Origin of the sequence: Saccharothrix sp. 6-C (assembly GCF_016695385.1) — a bacterium.
GTDB classification, from domain to species: domain Bacteria; phylum Actinomycetota; class Actinomycetes; order Mycobacteriales; family Pseudonocardiaceae; genus Actinosynnema; species Actinosynnema texasense.
The window spans coordinates 4,091,759-4,111,112 of sequence record NZ_CP064192.1 but is presented as its reverse complement, the minus strand read 5'-3'; the positions used below and the strand labels follow the sequence as shown (position 1 = coordinate 4,111,112).

The following is a 19,354-nucleotide window of genomic DNA, read 5'->3' as shown; positions in this document are numbered from 1 at the left end:
CATGGCTGACGAAGACAAGCTCCGCAGTTACCTCAAGCGCGCCACGGCCGACCTGCGGGTGATGGGCAAGCGCCTGGCCGAGGTCGAGGAAGCCGCCCGCGAGCCGATCGCCGTCATCGGCATCGGCTGCCGCTACCCGGGCGGCGTCGAGTCGCCGGACGACCTGTGGCGGCTGGTCGCCGACGGGGTCGACGCGATCGGCGACTTCCCCGCCGACCGGGGCTGGGACGTCCCCTACGACCCCGACCCGGACGCGCCCGGCGCGACCTACGCGCGTTCGGGCGGCTTCCTCGCCGACGGCGCCGGGTTCGACGCCGCCTTCTTCGGGATCTCGCCGCGCGAGGCGTTGGCGATGGACCCGCAGCAGCGCGTGCTGCTGGAGACGGCCTGGGAGACGTTCGACCACGCGGGCATCGACCCGACCTCGTTGCGCGGCAGCCGGACCGCCGTGTTCACCGGCGTGTGGTCCTCGGGCTACGCCGCCCAACCGCCGCCGGACCTGGAGGGCTTCCTCGCCACCGGCATCGCCACCAGCACCACCTCCGGCCGCGTGTCCTACCTGCTCGGCCTGGAGGGCGCGGCGGTGTCGGTCGACACGGCCTGCTCGTCGTCGCTGGTCGCGATCCACCTGGCCGCGCAGGCGCTGCGCGCGGGCGAGTGCACGATGGCGCTGGCCGGCGGCGTCACGGTGATGGCGACACCGGCCGGGTTCGTGGAGTTCGCCCGGCAACGCGGCCTCGCGCCCGACGGGCGGATCAAGTCGTTCGCCGACGCCGCCGACGGCACCAGCTGGGCCGAGGGCGCCGGCCTGGTGCTGCTGGAACGCCTGTCCGACGCGCGCCGCAACGGCCACCGCGTGCTCGCCGTGGTGCGCGGCAGCGCGGTGAACCAGGACGGCGCGTCCAACGGCCTGGCCGCGCCGAACGGCCCGTCGCAGGAACGCGTCATCCGCCAGGCCCTGGCGAGCGCCCTGCTGGAACCGTCGGACGTGGACGCCGTCGAGGCGCACGGCACCGGCACCACGCTCGGCGACCCGATCGAGGCGCAAGCCCTGCTGGCCACCTACGGCCAGGACCGCGCGGAACCGCTGCGCCTCGGCTCGATCAAGTCGAACATCGGCCACACGCAGGCCGCGGCCGGCATCGCGGGCGTGATCAAGATGATCATGGCGATGCGGCACGGCTCCCTCCCGCGCACGCTCCACGTCGACCGGCCCACCGACCACGTCGACTGGACGGCGGGCAACGTCACCCTCCTCACCGAGCCGACGCCGTGGCCGGCGACCGACCGCCCGCGTCGCGCCGCCGTGTCGTCGTTCGGCATCAGCGGCACCAACGCCCACGTCATCCTCGAGCACGTGCCGGCCGAATCCGAGTCCACAGTGGACGAGGACCTGCCGTGGCTGGTGTCCGCGCGCACGGCGCAAGCCCTGGCCGCCCAGGCCGAACGCCTCAAAGCGGTCGACGCCCCCGCCGCCAACGTGGCCCGGGCCCTGGCGGACCGCACCCGCTTCGAGCACCGCGCCGTCGTCCTGGACCGCGCGGGGCTGGACGCGCTGGCCGCCGGCGGCAGCGCACCCGGTCTGGTCACCGGCGAGGCGGGCGTCCCGGGCAGGACCGTGTTCGTCTTCCCCGGCCAGGGCGCGCAGTGGTCCGGCATGGGCCGCGAGCTGTACGAGACGTCCGCCGTGTTCCGCGCCCACGTCGACGCCTGCGCCGAAGCCCTCGCGCCGCACGTCGACTGGTCGCTCGTCGACGTCCTGCGGGCCGGCGGGCTCGACCGCGTGGACGTGGTCCAGCCCGCCCTGTTCGCCATGATGGTGGCGCTGGCCGGGCTCTGGCGCGCCCACGGCGTGGTCCCGGACGCGGTCGTCGGCCACTCCCAGGGCGAGATCGCCGCCGCGCACGTCGCGGGCATCCTCTCGCTGGAGGACGCCGCGAAGATCGTCGCCCTGCGCGCCAGGGCTTTGGCGTCGCTGGCCGGGCAGGGCGGCATGGTGTCCGTGGCGCTGTCCCCGGACCGCGCCGCCGCCTACCTGGAGCGGTGGGCGGGCCGGCTCACCGTCGCCGTGGTCAACGCCCCCGGCGCCGTCGTCGTCTCCGGCAACACCCGCGACCTGACCGACCTGCTGGCCGCCTGCGCCCGCGACGACATCCGCGCCCGCGCGCTCCCCGTCGACTACGCCGCCCACTCGGTCGAGGTCGAGGCCATCCGCGACCGGCTGCGGCACGACCTGGCCGGCATCACCCCGCGACCCGGCGACGTTCCGCTGTACTCGACGGTCACCGGCGCGCCGGCGACCGACCTGGACACCGACTACTGGTACCGCAACCTGCGCGAGCCGGTCCGGTTCGACCACGCCACGCGCGCGCTGCTCGACCACGGCCACGGCGTGTTCGTCGAGGTCAGCCCGCACCCGGTGGTGACCTCGGCGATCGAGGAGACGGCCGACGGGCGCGACGTCCTGGTCACCGGGACGCTGCGCCGCGACCAGCCGCACGAGTTCCGCGCCGCGCTGGCCCGCCTGCACGTGCGGGGCGTCGAGGTCGACTGGCTGTTCCCGCCCGGCGTCACCCCCGCGCCCCTGCCCGCCTACCCGTTCCAGCGGCAGCGGTTCTGGCTGCGGCCGACCACCACCGCCGAGACCGGCGACCACCCGCTGCTGACCACGGTGGTGGACCTGCCCGACGGCGGCGCGGCGCTCACCGGCAAGGTGTCGCTGTCCACCCACCCGTGGCTGGCCGACCACGCCGTGCGCGGCTCCGCGCTGCTGCCCGGCACGGCGTTCCTGGAGCTCGCCGCGCACGCCGCGGCGAAGGTCGGGGCGCCCGCCGTGCGGGAGCTGGTGCTGGAAACGCCGCTCGTCCTCACCCAGGACGCGGTCCGGCTCCAAGTCGTCGTCGGCCCGCCGGACGACTCCGGCGCCCGCCACGTCACCGTCCACTCCCACGCGGACGACTGGGTCCGCCACGCCACCGGCACCCTCGGCGACGCCCCGGAACCGACGTGGACGACCCCGTGGCCGCCACCGGACGGCGAACCGCTCGACGTCACCCACCTCTACGACGCGTTCGCGGCCCTCGGCTACGACTACGGCCCGGCGTTCCAAGGCGTCACGGCGGCGTGGCGGGTGGGCGACGAGGTGCACGCCGAGGTCGAGGTGCCCGCCGAGGAGCACTTCGCCCTGCACCCGGCGCTGCTCGACGCGGCCCTGCACCCGATCGCCCTGCTGAACCCGGACGGACCGGCCAAGCTGCCGTTCGCGTTCTCCGGGGTCGTGCTGCGCCCCACCGACGCGACCGTGCTGCGCGTCCGGCTGTCCGGCGGCCCCGACACCTACTCGGTCACGCTCGCCGACCCGGACGGCACCGCGGTCGCGTCCGTGGCGTCGTTGTCGGTCCGGGCCTTCGCCGACGCCCCGGACGACCTGTTCCAGCTCAAGTGGTCACCGGTGACCGGTCACGACACCGCCGAGAACCGCCACCACGTGTCCGACCACCTCGGCGACACGCCCGACGCGGCACTGGCGGCAGCCCAGGAGGCCCTGGCCGCGATCCAGGACCACCAGGACCGGCTGGTGGTCGTCACGCGCAACGCGGTCGCCGCCGTGCCCGGTGACGCGGTCGACCTGGCCCACGCGACCGTGTGGGGCCTGGTGCGGGCGGCGCAGGCCGAGCACCCCGGCCGGTTCGCGCTGGTCGACGCGGACGACTCGTGGGACGGCGCGCTGGCCGACGAGTCGGAGCTGGCGGTGCGCCGAGGAACGCTGCTCGCGCCCCGGCTCGTGCGGGTGGACCGCGCGCTCACCCCGCCGGACGGCCCGTGGCGGCTGGAGGACGTCGGCACCGGCAGCATCGACGACCTGGCGCTCGTGCCGAGGCCGGAGCTGACCGGACCGTTGGCGTCGGGCCAGGTCCGGCTCGCCCTGCGGGCCGCCGGGCTGAACTTCCGAGACGTGCTCATCGCGCTGGACGTCTACCCCGGCGAGGCGCTGATGGGCGGCGAGGGCGCGGGCGTGGTGCTCGACGTCGGGCCGGACGTCGACCGGTTCCGGCCGGGTGACCGGGTGTTCGGCCTGGTGCCGGGCGCGTTCGGGCCGATCGCGGTCGCCGACCACCGGGTGCTCGCCCCGATGCCGGACGACTGGTCGTTCGCGCGGGCGGCCTCCGTGCCGGTGGTGTTCCTGACCGCCTGGTACGGCCTGGTGGACCTGGGCCGCACCGGACCCGGCGACCGCGTGCTCGTCCACGCCGGCACGGGCGGCGTCGGCATGGCGGCGATCCAGCTCGCCCGCCGTTTGGGCGCGGAGGTGTTCGCCACCGCGAGCCCTGGCAAGTGGGACGTGTTGCGCGGTCTGGGGTTGGACGAGGACCACATCGCGTCGTCGAGGACGCTGGAGTTCGAGCAGCGCTTCCCGCGGGTGGACGTGGTGCTCAACTCGCTGGCCGACGAGTTCACCGACGCGTCGTTGCGCCTGCTCGCGCCCGGCGGCCGGTTCGTGGAGATGGGCAAGACCGACATCCGCGCGGACACCGGCGTGGACTACACCGCGTTCGAGATCGCCGACGCCGGCCCCCAGCGGCTCGGGGACGTCCTGGCCGAGGTGCTGCGGCACTTCGCCGACGGCGTCCTGGCGCCGCTGCCGATCGACGTCCGGGGCGTGCGCGACGCGGTGGACGTGTTCCGGCACATGAGCCAGGCCCAGCACATCGGCAAGATCGTGCTCGCCCTGCCCGCCGTCCTCGACGGCACGGTGCTGGTCACCGGCGGCCTGGGCACGCTCGGCCGGGCGATCGCCGCGCACCTGGTCGCGCAGCACGGCGTGCGGCGGCTGGTGCTGGTCGGTCGCGGCGGCGGGGAGGCGCCGCGGCTGGACGCCGACGTGCGGGTGGTCGCGTGTGACGTCTCGGACCGCGACCAGGTCGCGGACCTGGTGGCCTCGATCCCGGACCTGACCGCCGTGGTGCACGCCGCCGGTGTGCTCGACGACGCCGTGGTCACCGAGCTGACACCGCAGCAGGTGGCCTCCGTGTTCGCGCCCAAGGCGCGGGCGGCCTGGCACCTGCACGAGCTCACCCGGCACCTCGACCTGGCCGCGTTCGTGCTGTTCTCCTCCGCCGCCGGCGTGCTGGGCAGCCCCGGCCAGGCCAACTACGCCGCCGCGAACGCGTTCCTCGACGCCCTGGCCGTGCACCGGCGCGCCCTCGGCCTGCCCGCCGTCTCGCTGGCGTGGGGGTACTGGGCCGAGGCCAGCGGCATGACCGGGCACCTCTCCGACGCCGACCGGCAGCGCCTGACCCGCGCCGGCGTCGTGCCGCTGGCCACCGAGCACGCGCTGGCCCTGTTCGACGCCGCGCTGGCCGCCGACCGGGCCGCCGTCGCGCCCGTCGCCCTGAACCTGCCGGCCCTGGCCCGCACGCCCGTGCCGCCCTCGGCCCTGCGCGGGCTGGTGGGCCGCAAACCGGTCAAGCGGCCGGTCCACCGCGGTGCCCTGGCCGACCGGCTGCGGTCGCTGCCGACCGCCGAGCAGGCGGCCGCCGTGCTCGACGTCGTCACGGCCAACACCGCCACCGTGCTCGGGCACGCCTCACCGGACGCCATCGACACGCGGCAGCCGTTCAAGGACCTCGGGTTCGACTCGCTGACCGCCGTGGAGCTGCGCAACCGCCTCGGCACGGCCACCGGCCTGCGACTGCCCGCCACGGTGACGTTCGACCACCCCACCCCCGCACGCCTGGCCGACTACCTGCGCGGCGAGATCGTCGGCACGCGCCGCGAGGTCGCCGCACCGGTCGTGCGCGCGGTGGACGACGACCCGATCGTGATCGTCGGCATGGGTTGTCGGTTGCCGGGTGGTGTCGGGTCGCCGGACGACCTGTGGCGGCTGGTGTCCGACGGGGTGGACGCCATCACGGACTTCCCCGACGACCGCGGCTGGGACCTGGCCCGCCTCTACCACCCGGACCCCGACCACGCGGGGACCAGCTACACCCGTTCCGGCGGCTTCCTGGCCGACGTGGCCGGGTTCGACGCGGACTTCTTCGGCATCTCGCCGCGCGAGGCCTTGGCGATGGACCCGCAGCAACGCGTGCTGCTGGAGACGGCGTGGGAGGCGTTCGAGCACGGCGGGATCGACCCGACCTCGTTGCACGGCAGCCGGACCGGGGTGTTCACCGGCATCTGGGCCTCCGGGTACGGCGCGGGCGCGCCGTCGGACGTGGAGGGCTACCTCGGCACCGGCGCGGCGACCAGCGTGGTGTCCGGCCGGATCGCCTACCTGCTGGGGCTGGAAGGTGTCGCGGTCTCCCTCGACACGGCGTGCTCGTCGTCGCTGGTCGCGATGCACCTGGCCGCGCAGGCGCTGCGCACCGGTGAGTGCGACCTGGCGTTGGCGGGCGGGGTCACGGTGATCGCGACGCCGGTCGGCTTCACGGAGTTCTCCCGGCAGCGCGGGCTCTCGGTCGACGGTCGGTGCAAGCCGTTCTCCGCCGCCGCCGACGGCACGAGCTGGGGCGAGGGCGCGGGTCTGGTGCTGCTGGAACGCCTGTCGGACGCCCGCCGCAACGGTCACCAGGTGTTGGCGGTGCTGGCCGGCACGGCGGTGAACCAGGACGGCGCGTCCAACGGGTTGACCGCGCCGAACGGCCCGTCGCAGGAGCGGGTGATCCGCCAGGCCCTGGCGAACGCCGGGCTGGAGCCGTCCGATGTGGACGCGGTCGAGGCGCACGGCACCGGCACGTCGCTGGGCGACCCGATCGAGGCTCAGGCGTTGCTGGCGACCTACGGTGCGGAGCGGTCCGAGCCGTTGTGGCTGGGCTCCGTCAAGTCGAACATCGGTCACACGCAGGCGGCTGCGGGTGTCGCGGGTGTGATCAAGATGGTGATGGCGTTGCGGCACGGGCGGTTGCCGCGCACGTTGCACGTGGACGAGCCGACCCCGCACGTGGACTGGACGGCCGGGGACATCCGGCTGCTGACCGAACCGGTCGCGTGGCCGGAGACCGGGCGTCCCCGGCGCGCCGCCGTGTCGTCGTTCGGCATCAGCGGGACCAACGCGCACGTCGTGCTGGAGCAGGCGCCGGACCCGGCCGAGCCGACCGCCGACGTCGAGCTGCCCTGGCTGGTGTCGGCGAAGAGCGAACCCGCGCTGCGGGAGCAGGTCCGGCGGGTCCGGGAGTTCGCCGCCCGGAACCCGGACGTGCGCGTCGGCCGCGCGCTGGCCGGTCGGACGAGGTTCCCGCACCGGGCGGCGGTCATCGGGTCGGACGTGGTGTCCGGGGTGGCGGGCTCGCCGGACCGGACGGTGTTCGTGTTCCCGGGCCAGGGCGCGCAGTGGATCGGCATGGGCCGCGACCTGTACGCGGCGGAGCCGGTGTTCCGGGACGCGGTCGACGCGTGCGAGCGGGCGTTGGCCCCGCACGTCGACTGGTCGTTGGTCGAGGTGTTGAACGGTGGCGCGCTGGACCGGGTGGACGTGGTGCAGCCCGCGCTGTTCGCGGTGATGGTGGCGTTGGCGCGGCTGTGGCAGTCCGTCGGCGTCGAGCCGGACGTGGTGGTCGGCCACTCGCAGGGCGAGATCGCCGCCGCGCACGTCGCGGGCGCGTTGTCGCTGGAGGACGCCGCCCGCGTGGTCGCGCTGCGGAGCAAGGCCCTGGTCGCGATCTCGGGCCGGGGCGGGATGGTGTCGCTCGGCCTGTCCGCCGACCGGGCCGCCACCTACCTGGCCCGGTGGGGTGAGCGGCTGACCGTCGCGGTGGTCAACGCGCCCGGTTCGGTGGTGGTGTCCGGTGACACGGACGCGCTGGAGGAACTCCTCGCGGCCTCCGACGAGGTCCGCGCCCGCCGCCTGCCGGTGGACTACGCCGCCCACTCCGCGCAGGTCGAGGCCATCCGCGACCGGCTGCTGACCGACCTCGCGGACATCACGCCGTCGTCCGCGCGCATCCCGTTCCACTCCACGGTGACCGGCGAGGTGATCGACACCGCCGGACTCGACGCCGCCTACTGGTACCGGAACCTGCGCGCGCCGGTGCTGTTCGAGCAGGCCGCCCGCGCGTTGCTGGCCGAGGGTTCCCCGGTGTTCGTGGAGATCAGCCCGCACCCGGTGCTGGTGCCCGCGCTGGAGGAGCAGGACGCGACGACGAGCGGCACGTTGCGCCGCGACCAGGGCGGACGTGAGGACTTCCTGGCCGCCGCGGCACGGCTGTTCGTGCTCGGGCTGGACGTCGACTGGGGCGCGCCGTCGCCCGCGGTCGGCCTGCCGACGTACCCGTTCCAGCGGGAGCGCTTCTGGCTGGCGCCGCGCGGCTCCGGCGACGTCTCCGGGGCGGGCCTCGACCCGGTCGACCACCCGCTGCTCGGCGCGTCCGTCGAGCTGCCCGGCGACCGGGCCGTGGTGCTGACCGGCACGCTGTCCACGACCACGCACCCGTGGCTGACCGACCACGCGGTGCTGGGGACCGTGCTGCTGCCCGCGACGGCGTTCGTGGAACTCGTCGCGCACGCGGCGGTCGTGGTCGGCTGCGCGGCGGTCGAGGAGCTCGTCCTCGAATCGCCCCTGGTGCTCGACGGCGCCGTCCGGGTGCAGGTCGTCGTGGGCGTCGCGGACGACACGGGCCGCCACCCGGTGGAGGTGCGTTCCCAGGGGCAGGACGACTGGGTGCGGCACGCCACCGGCGTCCTCGTGCCGGAACCGGTCACCGCGCCGGCGTTCCCGTCGAGCTGGCCACCGGCCGGCGCGCGGCCCGTCGACGTGCGAGACCTCTACGACGCGCTGGCGGGCGCGGGGTACGAGCACGGTCCGGCGTTCCAGGGCGTGCGCGCGGTGTGGCGCGCGGACGGCGAGGTGTTCGCCGAGGTGTCGGTGGACGACGCCGCCCGGTACGGCACGCACCCCGCCCTGCTCGACGCGGCCCTGCAACCGCTGGCGCTGCTCGCCGACGCGACCGGCGAGGTGCGGTTGCCGTTCTCCCTCACCGGGATCACCGTCCACCGCGCCGGCGCGTCGACCGCCCGGGTCAGGCTGTCGGGCACGGCGGCCACCGGCTACACCGTCGCGCTCGCCGACGACACCGGCGCGCCCGTCGTCACGATCGGCTCGGTCACCACCCGCCCGATGGCGCGTCAGGCCGACGACGCCCTGTTCGGGCTGGACTGGGTCCGCCGGGACGGCGACGCGGCCACCCCGGACCGCGTCGTGGCGCCGGCTTCGGCCGAGGACGCGCTGGCACTGCTCCAGGCCTTCCTCACCGAGGACGGCGACGGGCGGTTGGTCGTGCACACCCGCAACGCGGTGGCGGCGGCGTCCGGCGACCACGTGGACGACCTCGACGGCGCGGCCGTCTGGGGCCTGGTCCGCGCCGCGCAGGCCGAACACCCCGGCCGCTTCGTCCTCGTGGACACCGACGACTCGCCGCCGGTCGTCCTCGACGACGAGGACCAGCTCGCCGTCCGCCGCGGCGTGGTCCACGTGCCCCGGCTCGTCCGGGCCGCCGCGCACGCGCCCGTCACGGGCTCGCTGGTGGAGCCGGGCACCGGCAACCTCGACGACCTGGTGTTCACCGAGGCCCCCGACGTCCCGTTGCGGCCGCACGAGGTGCGGGTCGGGGTGCGGGCGGCGGGGATGAACTTCCGCGACGTGCTGATCGCGCTGGGCGTCTACCCGGCCGCGGCGACGCTCGGCAGCGAAGGCGCGGGCGTGGTGACCGAGGTCGGCTCGGCCGTCACGGGGCTGCGGGTCAATGACCGGGTGCTCGGCCTGCTGCCCGGCGCGTTCGGGCCGAGCGCGGTCGCCGACCACCGGGTGCTCGCCCCGATGCCCGTCGACTGGACGTTCAGCCGGGCCGCCGCCGTCCCGGTGGCGTTCCTGACCGCCTGGTACGGCCTGGTCGACCTCGGTCGGCTCGGCGAGGGCGACCGGGTGCTGATCCACGCCGGCGCGGGCGGTGTCGGCATGGCGGCCATCCAGCTCGCGCGGCACCTGGGCGCGGAGGTGTTCGCCACCGCGAGCCCAGGCAAGTGGGATGTGTTGCGCGGTCTGGGGTTGGACGACGACCACATCGCGTCGTCGAGGACGCTGGAGTTCGAGCAGCGCTTCCCGCAGGTGGACGTGGTGCTCAACTCGTTGACCGGTGAGTTCACCGACGCGTCGCTGCGGCTGCTGGCCGACGGCGGACGGTTCGTCGACATGGGCAAGGCCGACGTCCGCGACGTGCCCGGCTACCGGGCGTTCGACCTGGCCGAAGCAGGCCCCGAACGGCTCGGCGAGGTGCTGGCGGAGGTCGTGCGGCTGCTCGTGGCGGACGAGCTGGAGGTGCCGCCGATCACCGCGTGGGACCTCCGGCGGGCCCGGGAGGCGTTCCGGCACATGAGCCAGGCCGGGCACGTCGGCAAGATCGTGCTGACCGTCCCGGCGCCGCTCGACCCGGACGGCACGGTGCTCGTCACCGGCGGCACCGGCACGCTCGGCCTGCTGGTGGCCCGCCACCTCGTCACCGCGCACGGCGTGCGGAAGCTCGTGCTGGCAAGCCGGTCCGGTGGCCCTTCGGTCGCCATCGACGGCGCGGACGTCACCGTGACCGCCTGCGACGTGGGCGACCGGGAGGCGGTGGCCGCACTGCTGGCCGAGATCCCCGACCTGACCGCCGTGGTGCACGCGGCCGGGGCGCTGGACGACGGCGTGATCGAGTCGCTGACCCCCGAACGGCTCGCCGGGGTGCGTGCGGGCAAGGCCGATGCGGCCCGGCACCTGCACGAGCTGACCCGACACCTGGACCTCAGCGCGTTCGTGCTGTTCTCGTCGGCCGCCGGCGTGCTCGGCAGCGCCGGCCAGGGCAACTACGCCGCCGCCAACGCCTACCTGGACGCCCTGGCCGAGCACCGCCGCGGGCAGGGCCTGGCCGCGGTGTCGGTGGCGTGGGGGCAGTGGGAGCAGACCAGCGGCCTGACCGGGCGGCTGACCGACGCCGACCGACAGCGCCTGGCGCGATCCGGCGTCGTGCCGCTGTCCACCGAGCACGGCCTGGCCCTGTTCGACGCGGCCCTCACCGTGCCCGCGCCGACCCTGGTGGCGGCCGGGCTCCGGGTGTCGGCGCTGGGCGACCGGCCGGTGACGCGCGCGCTGACCCGTCGTCGGCCCACCCGGACCTCGGGGGTGGCCCGGGATCTCGGCGCGTTGCCCGAAGCCGAGCAGCGCGCGGCGCTGGTGGAGCTGATCACCACGCACAGCGCGGCCGTGCTGGGGCGCACGGACGGCGTCGACGCCGACCGGGCGTTCAAGGACCTCGGGTTCGACTCGTTGACCGCGGTGGAGCTGCGCAACCGGCTGGCCGCCGCGGTGGGCGTCCGGTTGTCGGCGACCATGACGTTCGACCACCCCACCCCCGGGAAACTGGCCGACCACCTGCGGGAAGTGCTGCTCGGCGCGGCCCGGCCGGTCGCCGCGCCGGTCGCCGTGACCGTCACCGACGACCCGATCGTGGTGGTCGGCATGGCGTGCCGGTACCCGGGCGGTGTCGGGTCGGCGGCGGACCTGTGGCGGCTCGTGTCCGAGGGCGTGGACGCGATCAGCGACTTCCCCGAGGACCGCGGCTGGGACGTGGCGAGGCTGTTCGACCCGGACGGCGGGCCCGGCACCAGCTACACCAGGTCCGGCGGGTTCCTGGCGGACGTGGGTGGGTTCGACGCGTCGTTCTTCGGGATCTCGCCGCGTGAGGCGTTGGCGATGGACCCGCAGCAGCGGTTGGTGCTGGAGACGGCCTGGGAGGCGTTCGAGCACGCCGGGATCGACCCGACCTCGTTGTCGGGCAGCCGGACCGGCGTGTTCACGGGCAGCTGGGCGTCCGGGTACGCGGGCGGTGTGGACCAGGTCTCCCGGGACGTCGAGGGTTACCTGGCCACCGGCACCGCGCCGAGCGTGACGTCCGGGCGGGTGTCGTACCTGCTCGGGCTGGAAGGCCCGGCGGTGTCGGTGGACACGGCGTGCTCGTCGTCGCTGGTGGCGATGCACCTCGCGGCGCAGGCGCTGCGGTCCGGTGAGTGCGAACTGGCGCTGGCCGGTGGTGTGACGGTCATGGCCACACCCGCGAGCTTCGTGGAGTTCTCCCGGCAGCACGGCCTGTCCGCCGACGGCCGCTCGAAGTCCTTCTCGTCCTCGGCCGACGGCACGAGCTGGGGTGAGGGCGCGGGTCTGGTGTTGTTGGAGCGGTTGTCGGACGCCCGCCGCAACGGTCATCAGGTGTTGGCGGTGCTGGCGGGTTCGGCGGTGAACCAGGACGGCGCGTCGAACGGGTTGACCGCGCCGAACGGTCCGTCGCAGGAGCGGGTGATCCGGCAGGCCCTGGCGAACGCGGGGCTGGAGCCGTCTGATGTGGACGCGGTGGAGGCGCACGGGACCGGCACCACGTTGGGTGACCCGATCGAGGCGCAGGCGCTGTTGGCCACTTACGGCCAGGACCGTGCGGAGCCGTTGTGGTTGGGATCGGTGAAGTCGAACATCGGCCACACCCAGGCCGCCGCGGGCGTCGCGGGCGTGATCAAGATGGTCATGGCCATGCGGCACGGGCAGTTGCCGCGGACGCTGCACGTGGACGAACCGACCCCGCACGTGGAGTGGGAGCGCGGCGAGATCCGGCTGCTCACCGAGACCCGGCCGTGGCCGGGGGCCGACCGCCCCCGCCGGGCCGGCGTTTCCGCCTTCGGCATCAGCGGCACCAACGCCCACCTGATCCTCGAACAGGCGCCCCCGGCCGAGCCGGTCGAGGTGGCCGACCCGGTGCCGTGGCTGGTGTCGGCGAAGTCGCCGGAGGCGCTGCGGGCGCAGGCACGACGGCTGCGCGACCACGCCGGCGACCCGGCGGTGGGCCCGGTCCTGGCGGCACGGACGCGGTTCCCCTACCGCGCCGCGTTCACCGACCCGACCACGCTCCCGGCCGACCTCGACGCCTTGGCCGACGCCCCGATCGCGGCGGCCCGCGCGGGGAAGACCGCGTTCGTGTTCTCGGGCCAGGGTTCGCAGTGGCGCGGCATGGGTGAGCGGTTGGCCGAGGAGTACCCGGTGTTCGCGGAGACCTTGGCGGACGTGTGCGACCGGCTCGGCTTGTCCTTGTCGGAGGTCGATCTCGATCAGACCCGGTTCACGCAGCCGGCGTTGTTCGCGGTGGAAGTGGCGTTGTTCCGGTTGGTGGAGTCGTTGGGTGTGCGGCCTGATTATCTGATCGGGCATTCGGTGGGTGAGATCGCTGCCGCGCACGTTTCGGGTGTGCTGAGCCTGGATGACGCGTGCGTTCTGGTGTCGGCGCGTGGCCGGTTGATGCAGGAGCTGCCGCCGGGTGGCGCGATGGTGTCGATCCGGGCGGCCGAAGCGGAGATCGACCTCACCTCGGGAGTCGAGATCGCGGCCGTCAACGGGCCCGAGTCCGTGGTGATCTCCGGTGACGAGGACGCGGTGCTGCGGCTCGCCGAACTGTGGCGCGAACGCGGACGGGAAACCCGGCGGCTGGCGGTGAGCCACGCGTTCCACTCGGCGCGGATGGAGCCGATGTTGGGGGAGTTCGCGCGGGTGGTGGAGGGGTTGTCGTTCGGTTATCCACAGATCCCGATCGTGTCGACGCTGGTGCCGGATCTGTCGGGTAGCGTTGAGATCAGGGATCCCCTGGGCGGGGACCTTTCCGCTGGCGCGGTTTTCGACGCCGGGTATTGGGTGCGTCAGGCGCGTGGGGCGGTGCGGTTCGAGGATGGCATGGAGTGGTTGCGTGCCCGTGGTGTGACGTCATTCCTGGAGATCGGTCCTCATCCGACTCTGGTGCCGATCGGTGTGATGCGTCGGGAGGACGACTCGCCCCAACGGCTCCTCGCGGCCCTCGGCCGGCTTTGGGAGCAGGGCGCGGACTGGCGTCCGCCGGCACCCCGCGTCCACCGCGACCTGCCCGCCTACCCGTTCCAGCGGGAGCGGTTCTGGTTGGTGCCGAGCGTGCCGGCGGACGTGGCCGGCGCGGGCCTCGACGCGCTGGACCACCCGCTGCTGCGGGCGTCGGTGACCCTGCCCGACGGCCAGGGTGTGGTGCTGACCGGCGTGCTCGCCCGGTCCGCCCACCCGTGGTTGGCCGAGCACACCGTCCTCGACACGGCCCTGCTGCCCGCCACCGGGTTCGTGGAACTGGCGTTGCAGGCAGGCGGGCACGTCGGCTGCCCGGTGCTGGCCGAACTCGTGCTCGAAGCCCCGTTGCCGCTGCACGACACCGTGCACGTCCAGGTCACCGTCGGCGCGCCGGACGACGCCGGGCGGCGACCCGTCACCCTGCACTCGCGCACCACCGCCGAACCGGACGACTGGACGCGCCACGCGACCGGTGTCCTGCGCCCCGAACCGGCCACCCCGCCGGCCGGGCCCGCCACGTGGCCACCGGTCGACGCGACCCCGGTCGACATCGCCACCCTCTACGACACGCTCGCCGCCGCGGGCTACGACTACGGGCCCACGTTCCAAGGACTGCGCGCCATCTGGCGGCACGGCGACGACCTGCACGCCGAGGTCGCGTTCCCCGCCGACCACGCGCAGCTGACCGGCTACGGCATCCACCCGGCGCTGCTGGACGCGGCGATCCAGCCGCTCACCCTGCTCACCGGCATCACCGCCGAGGTCGACGGCCCCGGCCAGGGCCTGGCCCGGCTGCCGTTCTCGTTCGCGGGCGCGTCGATCACCGGCACGGCCGCCACCCTGCGGGTCGTGCTGTCGCCCACCGCGCCGGACACCTACTCGGTGCGCGTCACCGACACCGCCGGCACCCCGGTGGCCACCGTCGACTCCCTCGTGCTGCGTCCCGTCGAGCTGGGCGGTCTCGCCGTCGCCCGCCACCCCAACTCGCTGTTCACCCTCGACTGGACGCCGCTGCCGGGCGCCGACGCGCCGGACGTGCCGGTGGAGTTCCTCGAACTCGCGACCACCGGGGGAGACCCGGTCGAGCAGACCCACGCCCTCACCCGGCAGGTGCTGCACGACGTGCGACGAGCCCTCGCCGACGACACCCGCCTGGTGATCGTCACCCGTGCCGACGACCTGGCCCACGCGGCGGCCCGGGGGCTGGTGCGCAGCGCGCAGACCGAGCACCCCGGCCGGTTCCTGCTGGTCGACCACGACGACGCGGAGGCGTCCCGCCGGGCGCTCCCGGCCGCCGTGCGCTCCGCGTTCGCCCAGGCGGAACCGCAACTGCGGCTCCGCGACGGCGAAGTGCTCGCCCCCAGGCTCACCAGGTCCGCCAAGGAAGCCGCGCCACGCCCGCTGCGCGGCACCGCGCTGATCACCGGCGGGTTCGGCGTCCTCGGAGGTCTGACCGCACGCCACCTCGTCACCGACCACGGCGTGCGGCACGTGGTCCTGGCCGGACGACGCGGTTCCGCCACCCCCGGCGCGGCGCAGCTCCGAGCCGAGCTGGCCGACCTCGGCGCGACCGTCACCGCGGCCGCGTGCGACGTCGCCGACCGGGACGCCGTCGCCGAGCTCCTCGCCACGATCGACGACCTGCGCGTCGTCGTGCACACCGCCGGGATCGTGGACGACGCCGTGGTCGACTCCCTCACCCCCGAGCAGGTGGACGCCGTGCTGCGGCCCAAGGTCGACGCGGCCTGGCACCTGCACGAGCTGACCCACGACCTGGACGCGTTCGTGCTGTTCTCGTCCGCGGCGGGCGTGCTGGGCAGCCCCGGCCAGGCCAACTACGCGGCGGCCAACTCGTTCCTCGACGCGCTGGCCCGCCACCGGCACGCCCTCGGCCTGCCCGCCGTGTCGCTGGCCTGGGGCTATTGGGCGCAGGAGAGCGGCATCACCGGCCACCTCGGCGAAGCCGACCGGCTCCGCCTGAGCCGCGCGGGCCTGCTCGCGCTGTCGACGGACCGGGCGCTCGCGCTGCTCGACATCGGCCTGGCCGCCGGCGAACCGGTGCTGGTGCCCGCCCACCTCGACCCGGCCACGGCGAAGACTGCGTTGCTGCGCGACCAGGCGCGGTCACGGCAGCCGAAGACGCCCGCGGTCACCCCCGCCGACCTGCTCGGCCGGCTCGCCGCCCTGGCCGAGCCCGAGCAGCGCGCCCTGCTGCTGGACGTGATCAACACGCACAGCGCGGCCGTCCTGGGCCACACCACGCGGCTCACCGCCGACCCGCAGCAGGCGTTCCGCGACCACGGCGTCGACTCGCTGACCGCGATCGAGCTGCGCAACCGGCTCAACGCGGCCACCGGCCTGGACCTGGCCGCGACCGCCGTCTTCGACTTCCCGACCCCCGCCCAGCTGGCCAACCACCTCTACGGGCAGCTGCGCGGCACCGCCAACCGGGACGTCGGACCGCTGGAAGCGCTGCTGCGCAAGGCGATCGACGTCGACCGGGCGCGCGACGGCGTCGAACTGCTGGCCACCGCGGCCCGGCTCGCCCCGCTCGCCGACCGGCTCGACGCCACGCCGGTCAAGCTCACCACCGGGTTCGTGCCGCCCGCGCTGATCTGCCTGCCGTCCGCGCTGGCGTTCACCGGCGTGGAGGAGTACGCCCGGTTCGCCGCCGCGTTGGAGGCGATGCGGGACGTGACCGCCGTGCCGCTGCCCGGTTTCGCCGGCGGCCCGCTGCCCGCCACCGCCGAAGCACTGGTGGACGCGGTGGCGGACGCCGTCGCCGAAGCGGGCGTCGGCGAGTTCGCGCTGGTCGGCCGGTCGGTCGGGGCGTGGTTGGCCCGCGCCGTCGCGGCCCGCCTCGAAGCCAGGGGGGTGGCGCCGGCCGCGCTGGTGCTGATCACGCCGGCCGACGACCCGCGCGCGGTGCTCGACGGCGTGCTCGACCCCGAGCACCAGGTCCACCCCGTCGACGACGACCGGCTGGTCGCGATGGGCCGTTACCTCGACCTGGCCGGGCAGTGGGAACCGGTCCCGACCCGCGCGCCGGTGCTGCACGTCGGCACCGCGCACGAGCGCCCACCGTCCGGGCAGGAGTCGGTCGTGGTCGCCGGCGACCACTTCTCCGTGCTGGAACAGCACTCCGCCTCCACCGCGCTGGCGATCAGCAGCTGGCTCACGGACTTCCGCGGGTACGGCGCCGGGTTGTCCGAACTCAGGGAAAGGGACGTCCATGATCTGGGATGACGTGTTCATCGGCGGCACCGGGCACCACCTGCCGCCGCGCACGCGGGCGACGGACGCCGTGCCGGACACCGACACCATGCGGCGGCTGCTCGCGCTGTCCGACTTCACCTCGTTCACCCAGTCCGACGACCTGACCGAGCACGCCATGGCGGTCCGGGCGGCGATCGGCGCGCTGCGCCAGTCCGGGCTGACCGGCGCCGACATCTCGATGGCCGCCTACGCGCAGATGGACCACCAGGACCACATGGCGTCCTCGTGCCACCTCCAGCGCGTCCTCGGCCTCGGCCACGCCCTGGTCTACGAGGTGGAGGCGACCAGCAACGGCGGCTCGGCCGCGCTCCAGGCCGCCGCCGCCCACCTGGTGGCCGACCGGTCCGCCACCGCCACCCTGGTCACCGCGACCGCCCGGTTCCTGCCGCCCCGCTGGGAGCGCTGGCAGCCCACCGTCGGCATCTTCCTGGCCGACGGCGCCGCGGCGGCCGTGCTCACCCGCGACGGCGGCCGGGCGCGCCTGGTCGCCACCGCCAACAGCTCCGCCACCCAGATGGAAGTGCTCGCCACCCCGTCCATCCCCGACCCGCTCGGCCACCGCAACCGCACGCCCATCGAGGTCACCGGCCTCGCGCCCTACCTCACCCTGATGAGCGAGGCGCTGGTCAACGCGGTCGAGCAGGCCGCCAAGGAAGCGGGCGTCGCGATCGCCGACATCACCCGGTTCGTCGTCACCGGGCTCGGGCTGGCCCAGCTCCAGGTGGTCGTGCTGGAACCGCTCGGCATCGACCTGGACCGCACCACCTGGCCGTTCCTGCGCGAACTCGGTCACGTCGGGCCGTGCGACCAGCTGCTCGGCGTCGACCACCTGCTCAACGACGGCGGCCTGGAACCGGGCGACACGATCATGGTGATCGGGCTCGGCATGGGCTCCCGGTTCACCGCCGCGCTGCTGGAGGTCACCGAGCCGCCCAAGCGCGGCGCCACGTTCGTGACGGAGTCCGTCGAGATCCCCCCGGTCGAGCGGTACACCATCGACCCCTCCGGCAGCGACATCTTCGGCGAGGCCGCCGCCCTGCGCGAACGCGGCCACACCACGCCCGTCGAGCTGCCCGGCGGCATCGGCGCGTGGGCGGTGACCGGCCACGAAGCCGTCAAGGCCGTGCTGCTGGACCCGGACGTCTCCAAGGACGCCAACCGGCACTGGCCCGCCTGGCGCAACGGCGAGATCCCGCCCGACTGGCCGCTGATCATGTGGGTGGCGATGAAGAACATGTTCACCGCCTACGGCGAGGACCACACCCGGCTGCGCAAGCTGGTGGCCAAGGCGTTCACCGCGCGCCGCATCGACGCCATGCGCCCGCGCGTCGAGGAGATCACCGCCGACCTGATCGACCGGCTGGCCGCCGTGCCACGCGGCGAGGTGGTCGACCTGCGCGCGGAGTTCGCCTTCCAGCTGCCCATCCGGGTGATCAGCGGCCTGTTCGGGCTGTCCGCGCGCACCGGCGCCGACCTGCGCCGGCTCGTGGAGGCGGTGTTCAGCCTCGACGCCGACCCCGACGGCGTGCAGGACGCGTCCGCCGAGCTGTACATGCTGCTCAAGGGCCTCGTGACGGAGAAACGAGCCAACCCCGGCGACGACATGACCACCGACCTGATCGCCGCCCAGGAGGAGGACGGCAGCCGGCTCGGCGAGCAGGAGCTGCTGGACACGTTGCTGCTGACCATCAGCGCCGGCTTCGAGACCACGGTCAACCTGCTCGACAGCGCGGTGCACGCGCTGGCCGCGCACCCGGCGCAGCTCGATCTCGTCACGGCGGGCACGAGCACGTGGGACGACGTGGTGGACGAGACGCTGCGCTGGCAGGCGCCGGTGCCGAACCTGCCGCTGCGCTACGCGGTGCGGGACGTGGAGGTCGACGGCGTGCCGATCGCCAAGGGCGACGCGATCCTGGTGTCGTTCGGCGCGGCCGGCCGCGACCCGGCGCGCCACGGCGAGAACGCCGAGGCGTTCGACATCACCCGCCCGTCCCGGCGCGACCACCTGTCGTTCGGCCACGGCGTGCACTTCTGCCTCGGCTCCCCGCTGGCGCGGATGGAGGCCACGGTCGCGTTGCGGGCGCTGTTCGAGCGGTTCCCGAACCTTCGGCTCGCCGTGCCGCCGGCGGACCTGGAACCGTTGGGCTCGTTCTTCACCAACGGGCACAAGTCGCTGCCCGTGGTGCTGGAGGAGGACTGAGA

The 19,354-nt window shown here is 74.6% G+C and carries 2 protein-coding genes; both read left to right on the top strand.

Annotated features, from left to right (window positions below):
- Window position 1 precedes the first annotated feature (1 nt).
- A complete protein-coding gene (locus IOD16_RS40370; RefSeq protein ID WP_236595058.1) occupies window positions 2-17,122 on the top strand; it encodes a type I polyketide synthase in 17,121 nt (5,706 codons plus the stop codon).
- Complete coding sequence (locus IOD16_RS41275) at window positions 17,109-19,352, top strand: cytochrome P450 (protein ID WP_201440912.1); 2,244 nt, start codon at window positions 17,109-17,111, stop codon at window positions 19,350-19,352. Before IOD16_RS40370 ends, IOD16_RS41275 begins: the two co-directional genes overlap by 14 nt.
- Window positions 19,353-19,354 lie beyond the last annotated feature (2 nt).